Source organism: Formosa algae (assembly GCF_001439665.1).
In the GTDB taxonomy this organism is placed as follows: Bacteria; Bacteroidota; Bacteroidia; order Flavobacteriales; family Flavobacteriaceae; genus Formosa; species Formosa algae.
In genome coordinates, this window is record NZ_LMAK01000081.1 from 21,576 (window position 1) to 27,965 (window position 6,390).

Genomic DNA, 6,390 nt, shown 5'->3' on the forward strand with positions numbered 1-6,390 from the left:
TAAAAAATAAATGGAAAACATAACAAAATTTGTGTCAGAATTAAAAAATAAAAAACTCAACAAGGTAAGAACAGCAGAAAAGCTTTTGAACCTAGGATTTTCTGCTAAAGAAATTAAAGACGAACTTAATGTAAGTAAAGAAATTAACACGAATAAAATCTTAGGTTTCGCTCTAATTATAATTAGTATTGTAATCTATTTTTACAGTAAATTACACTACATAAACTTCTTTAAATCTGGCTATTTTTCGGAAGCTCACTTGCTCACCTTGAACGAAAGGATATTAAAACCAACCTTAGTTTTTTCACTAATAATTTTAGGTGTTAATTTAATTTTCAATCGGTTATCTATAAACAAAAGTGTAAAAGCTATTTTTATAGTAATCCTTGGAGTTTATTCGATATCGGTTTTATCCTATAATGCAATCATATTCCCATTTATTTTCGGAATTATTGCCTTAATACTAATCTCGTTCGTAAAATTACCCAATAAGCAAATGAGTATAGAAATGGGGGAAATTTTTCCGTATTTGAATAAAAAATGGAAAGGTTCCTCAATTTACATTTTTATAATATTTGGAGCTGTTCTTATTTATAACCCGTATGCTGAGCATCTTTTTGTTAAAAGCAACATAAACAGTTTCTCAACTAACTTAGATTCTGCCAATACTTTTCTTTTTTACTTACAAAAATTTCTATTTTATGGAGGACTAATAATAGCTTTTTTATTGAGTTTCGACTTTTCTAAATTCAAAATTTCACTTTATATACTTATTTTATTTTCAATTATTACAATCGTAATTAGAATTTTTCAAGATTTAAAATATTTAGACGGATTATCGTTTAATTCATTATCAAGTGGCTCTGTATTTTTAATTATTTCTGCCATTACCTTTTTAGTTAAAAATAAAACATTTGCTAATACCTTATAAAATTAATTGCTAGAACTAGTCTACCTACGAAAACTAGAGAGTGATTTAATAATATTATTTTATTAAATCACAGAGAATAAATTCGCAACTAATCTTATACAAAACCGCTATGCGCAATATAACAAACCGACAACCTAATAAGGATAATTGAAAAATGAAATATAACTTTTCTTTCTAAATGGAGGATTTGGAAAGGGAATTCTAAACGGAAGTGGCATTCGGATTTTTATTAGAAAAAAACGACAAAGGAAATTGGATTATTGATAAAATTATTGATACTTAGATTTCTTAAAAAATATGTGTGGTAACACATATACAAACACATTAGCATTTATTAGAGAAATGAACAAACTCAAAATCATCTTACTATTCACAATTGTCTTTTTGAGTTGCAAAAAAGAAAACGATATTACCAAAATGCAATTTTTAACCGACAAAATTCCAAGCCATATCCCTTTTGAGTTTAAGCAAAATCTAGTTCCAGAAAACAAACTCATACACAAGGGAATATTTAGTCCTGATTTAAATGAATATTATTATACTATTTCAGATAGTAACTTTGAGAAATTTGAAGTTTTCGTAATAAAAAAAAATAGCGGGAAATGGTCTGAACCAAAGAAAGCTTTTTTCAGCAGTACATATAACGAACACGGAATGAGTTTTTCACCTGATGGAAATTCAATCTATTTTAGTTCAACCAGACCGACAAATATTGAAGGTATTTCGGATACTTGGCATATTTGGAAATCTAACAAAGTTAATGGAGAATGGAATGCACCTATGTTTATAGATATTCCTAACTTAAGAAAAAAATTAGTTTCGCATCCTACACTTACCAATTCAGGCACTCTGTATTTTCACACTAGCAATTTGGATTATACCGATATGGATATTTATCATTCAAAAGAAGTAAATGGAAAGTTTAAAAATGCAGAGAAAACTGCAATTTTGATGAATTTTAAAGTTGGAAAGTGTACACCATATGTTTCCCCTAAAGAAGACTATTTAATTTTTGCTTCAATTGGAAACGAACTAGACTTAATGATTAGCTATACTGATGGTAAAGGCGGATGGATTAACACAAAAAAACTTAATGATAAAATTAATACTATGGGACAAGGAAATCCATATATAACTCCAGATGATAAGTTTCTTTTTTACACGACTGGAGGACATTCAGAGAAAGATTGGAAAGTGAAATGGGTGAATATAGAATCTGAATTAAAAAATAATTAATGACAAGACTGTATAAAAATAAGTGTTCAATTTTGAACTTAACTAAAGGTCGTTGTAACTTTACTACGTCTGATTTTCTTGCAGAAAATCCTCGCATACAAACCCGTAACTATTCTTATACAAAACATTTATGTGTAATTTGAGAATAAAAAATCAAGAATGTATAATCACTTAAATGACTTTTATTGTATTATTTAAAATGAATTATGAGTAAAACATCTGCAAAACCACAGCCTAACATAGGATTATTACAACTGTTTAAACAATTAATCGTTTATATAAAACCATATAGATCTTTAATTATTGCAACTTTAGTATTAACCCTTATAGGATCGTTCTTAGCACAAGTAAATGCATTGGTTTTACGCTATACCGTAGATGAACTTACTGCTTTAGTAGATGCTAAAGAGACATTAGAAGCGGGTTTTAAACTATTAATCACCATAAGCATCATCTTACTGTCTAAAGAGCTTATGTATGTCTTGATACAGTATGGCCAGAAATACTATGGCGAAAAGATGAAAATCTATATTTCTAGAGATTTTGCACAACTAGTTGTCGATAAAATACTAACCTATAGAATGGCGTTTTATAGCGCTTCAGAAAATGAAAGCGGTAAGCTTCAAACCAGAATATCTTTAGGAATTTCCAGTCTTACACAATTGGTGAAAAACTTTTTTCTTGATATTATGCCATTATTTGCCAATGCGCTCATCGCTTTGGTACTGATGTTTCAGGCAAACGTTTATATAGGTTTAGTAAGTGTACTTATAATTCCGGTCTTTTTTTATGTAAGTAGTCTGCAAGCCAAAAAACTAAAAGGCTTTAGACGAAATATGCGCGGATTTAGAGAAACTCGAAATAATGGTATTATTGGTTTAATAGAATCTATTAGTGTTATTAAATCCTTTACTCGTGAAGATTTAGAAAGTAAAAAGCATGAAGCAATTCAGTTAGAAATGACCGAAAATCAGCTAAAAACAAGACAATTAAGCTTTATTTTTGATGGTGTAAAAGTGTTTATTGAACAGTTTGGTGTGGTAATTATCATTATACTAACGGCTTATTTTGTATTGAATGGCACCATGACGATTGGCGCTATTATGTTTCATATTTTGCTATTTAACAATGTATCGGCCCCAATTAGGCAATTGCATCGCATTTATGATGAAGTGAATGATGCTTTGATATATTCTGAAGCATTTTTTGATATTATGGATGCCGATGAAACGGAATTAAGCGGAACGTACATTCCTGAAAAGGTTATAGGTCGTTTTGAATTGAAACATGTAGATTTTTCATACCCTAATGGAACAAAGGCACTGTTTGATGTGTCAATGAAAATAAAGCCCGATACCATAAATGCTTTAGTCGGTTTAAGTGGCGCGGGAAAAAGTACGGTTGTAAATCTTTTAGATAAATTTTACAAACCAACATCGGGAACTATTTTTCTAGATGGTGTTGACTTACAAGACTATGACACACGTTGGTTAAGAGATAATATTGGTTTAGTCTTACAGAAAAATCATATTTTTAACGGTTCTATTGCCGAAAATATTCTTTATGGTAAAGAAGATGCTACTCATGAAGAAGTTGTAGAAGCTGCTAAAAAAGCCTATATACATAATCAAATTATAAATTTACCAGAGGGTTACCATTCTAAAGCGACGCTATTGTCTGGCGGACAAAAACAACGAGTATCTATTGCGCGTTTATTTTTAAAGAATCCGCCTATAATTTTCTTGGATGAACCCACAGCAAGTCTAGATGCTATTGCTACAGAACAGATTAAAAAAAGCTTGGATGCCATTAAAAAAGGACGAACCGTAATTATTATTTCTCATAGTATTTCGCAAATTATAGATGCCGACAACGTGATTGTACTTGAAAAAGGAAAAGTGATAGAAGAAGGCACACACGAAAGTCTTTATGACAATGAGAGTTCTTATCACGATATTTTCAAAGCTATGGCGAATAGTCTTAATATTGAAAAAATCACCAAAACAATGAACGAATAATACAATAGAAACGGCACATAACAAAGCACAGTTATTTAAAACATCATCTTATCACAGATTTTACTATGGTAACGGTAAATACTGCATATCGCTACTCTAAACCATTTAATTACGGTTTTACAGTAATTGCATTACAATAAATTATCTTACTTTTAAAAGTATAACACTAACAAATAGTCTTTACGGGATAAACACATGTTTATTTTGTATAAAAGGAGTTATACCATATATTATGAAAAATAAACTGACATTAATATTGATTTGCATTTGGAGTATCCAAAATGTATTCACTCAAGAGGTAAAAACTGAACTACAAAAGTTTATTCTAACAGAATTAAATGAAGGAAATCATACATTTCAACTTATGAAGAATAAGGTAATTCAAGCTGGAATTGAAAAACAACTATTAGTAGATGAAAATGGAAAAATACTTTACCCAAAAGTTGATTTAAAGGCAATTGAAAATGAATCGGCAATAGAATTTAGCCCTTCGGGTTGGATTAAACTAAGTATGAAATATACGGACTCCTTATTGACAATCAGGCCCATTAAAGACAGTTTTTGTCCATTGATAAAAATTGATCTAAAATTGATCTAAAATTGAAAACTGCATATATCAATGACGACAAACTAAGTATGGTCAAGGAAATATCTATAAAAAATAAGAAAAATGGTTTTAAAAGTGAATGGGATGGATTTCAATGGCACTCAAAATTGTCGAATAATTCCACAATCATTAAGCCAAGATTAACAATCGGCAAATTGAAAGAAAATGGTAAACTTTATATAGAGATTTTATGGATTGAAAAAGGAAATAAAATGCATTACCGTCTCTTGACATGAAAAATACATGGTATAACACCGTGTATAATTAATGGCTAGTTCTAGCCTACTTACGAAAATCCTCGCGGATTTTCTATTCAGTTTATATTTACTAAATTAGGTGCTTAAACACGCCACTAATCAAGAACTGTGTTAATAAACAAGTATTTATTAGTTTAATTTCACTAAAACACTTCTATAATTCTTATCATATATCAACCCTGATTTTGCCAAGGCAAATGCCTGTTTTAAAAGCTTATTACAGACAGCTATTAATGCCACTTTTTTACTTTTCCCTTTTGCTACAATTCTATCGAATATTTCTTTACACGCTTTATTATATTTCTTAGCGGATAGACTACACATAAATAAGGTTTTCCTCAATCGTCTATTTCCCATTTTACTTATCCTTGATCTAGATCTTATACTACTTCCTGATTGTCTAATCATAGGTGTTAAACCCGCAAAAGAACAAAGCTCTGAGGATTTATTAAAACGTTCAAATCCTCCGGTTAAAACGATCAATAACATACTTGACTTTCTCCCTATTCCAGGAATACTCTCAACCCTAGTAAGTAAATCTTGATTATCTAGTTTTACTAGCTCTAGTAATGAGTCTTCGAGCTTATCTATTTCATTTTTCAAGTGTTTTAAACTTCTTTTTAAGGACCGTATCACTTTTGAACATGGAGATCCCATTGACTCCTCTGTTTGTAACTTATTTTTAAGTGCTGTTGTTTGTTTAGTATACAAGTTGGTTAGGCTTATTATTTGAGAACAAGCTATTTGAGTTTCACTTTGGCCTTTCCATAAACGAAGTTCAACCCCAGAGTTTACAGCATACTCATAAATCATTTGAGAGTCTCTTTTGTCTGTTTTTATTTTTGTTAATCGCATTTGTATAAAGCGTTTTATGGACAAGGGATTCTCTACACTTACAGCTATTCCTTTTTCTTCTAAATAATAGCACAAACGTAAATGATAAACTCCCGTAGATTCCATTACACAATGAGAAAACTCATTAGTTAAACGCAATAACTTTTTAAAGCCTGATAAGTCATTCTTAAATTGATGATGATTACCATCTGCTCCACTAACATCAAAGACATCCTTACTGATATCTATTCCGAAATAATTTGTATTTTTAATCATGTATATGAAATTTACGAAAGAAGTAGTCTACTAGCTTTTCTGCATCTTAAAAACGAGATCTAAAGTCTCACAGAACTGTTCGAAATAATAGTAGAAAAGAGAGGGGATTGTCATGAAAAACGAGATCGCAGTCTCAATACACAAAATAACCTTAATCCTCTCTTTTTATTCTTTCTGATTTGACACTTAATTTATAACTTATATTTGATAAGGCTAACTTAAGATACACAA

Annotated in this window: 5 protein-coding genes; 4 read left to right on the forward strand and 1 reads right to left on the reverse strand. The window is 30.1% G+C overall.

The window, feature by feature from the left end:
- The first annotated feature begins 31 nt into the window (after positions 1-31).
- From AST99_RS18015 to AST99_RS18030, 4 genes are all read left to right on the forward strand, one after another.
- Entirely contained in the window at positions 32-931 is a 900-nt protein-coding gene (locus tag AST99_RS18015) for a hypothetical protein (protein WP_157486460.1), read from the forward strand.
- A 384-nt stretch (positions 932-1,315) separates the two neighbouring features.
- Entirely contained in the window at positions 1,316-2,167 is an 852-nt protein-coding gene (locus AST99_RS18020) for a TolB family protein (protein WP_198151549.1), read from the forward strand.
- A 206-nt stretch (positions 2,168-2,373) separates the two neighbouring features.
- Positions 2,374-4,185, forward strand: a complete 1,812-nt coding sequence (locus AST99_RS18025; RefSeq protein ID WP_244973289.1) for an ABC transporter ATP-binding protein — start codon at positions 2,374-2,376, stop codon at positions 4,183-4,185.
- 232 nt (positions 4,186-4,417) lie between these two features.
- On the forward strand, positions 4,418-4,783 hold the full coding sequence (locus AST99_RS18030) for a hypothetical protein (RefSeq protein ID WP_057784197.1): 366 nt from the start codon (positions 4,418-4,420) through the stop codon (positions 4,781-4,783).
- 395 nt (positions 4,784-5,178) lie between these two features.
- Here AST99_RS18030 and AST99_RS18040 read toward each other — a convergent pair whose 3' ends face one another.
- Positions 5,179-6,159 (reverse strand): IS110 family RNA-guided transposase, encoded by a 981-nt coding sequence (locus AST99_RS18040; protein ID WP_057784202.1) that lies wholly within the window; start codon positions 6,157-6,159, stop codon positions 5,179-5,181.
- Positions 6,160-6,390 lie beyond the last annotated feature (231 nt).

Excerpts from the sequence above, each read along its gene's own strand:
- AST99_RS18030 (WP_057784197.1), top strand. The coding sequence starts at position 4,418 with ATGAAAAATAAACTGACATTAATATTGATTTGCATTTGGAGTATCCAA.
- AST99_RS18025 (WP_244973289.1), top strand. The coding sequence starts at position 2,374 with ATGAGTAAAACATCTGCAAAACCACAGCCTAACATAGGATTATTACAA.
- AST99_RS18040 (WP_057784202.1), bottom strand. The coding sequence starts at position 6,159 with ATGATTAAAAATACAAATTATTTCGGAATAGATATCAGTAAGGATGTC.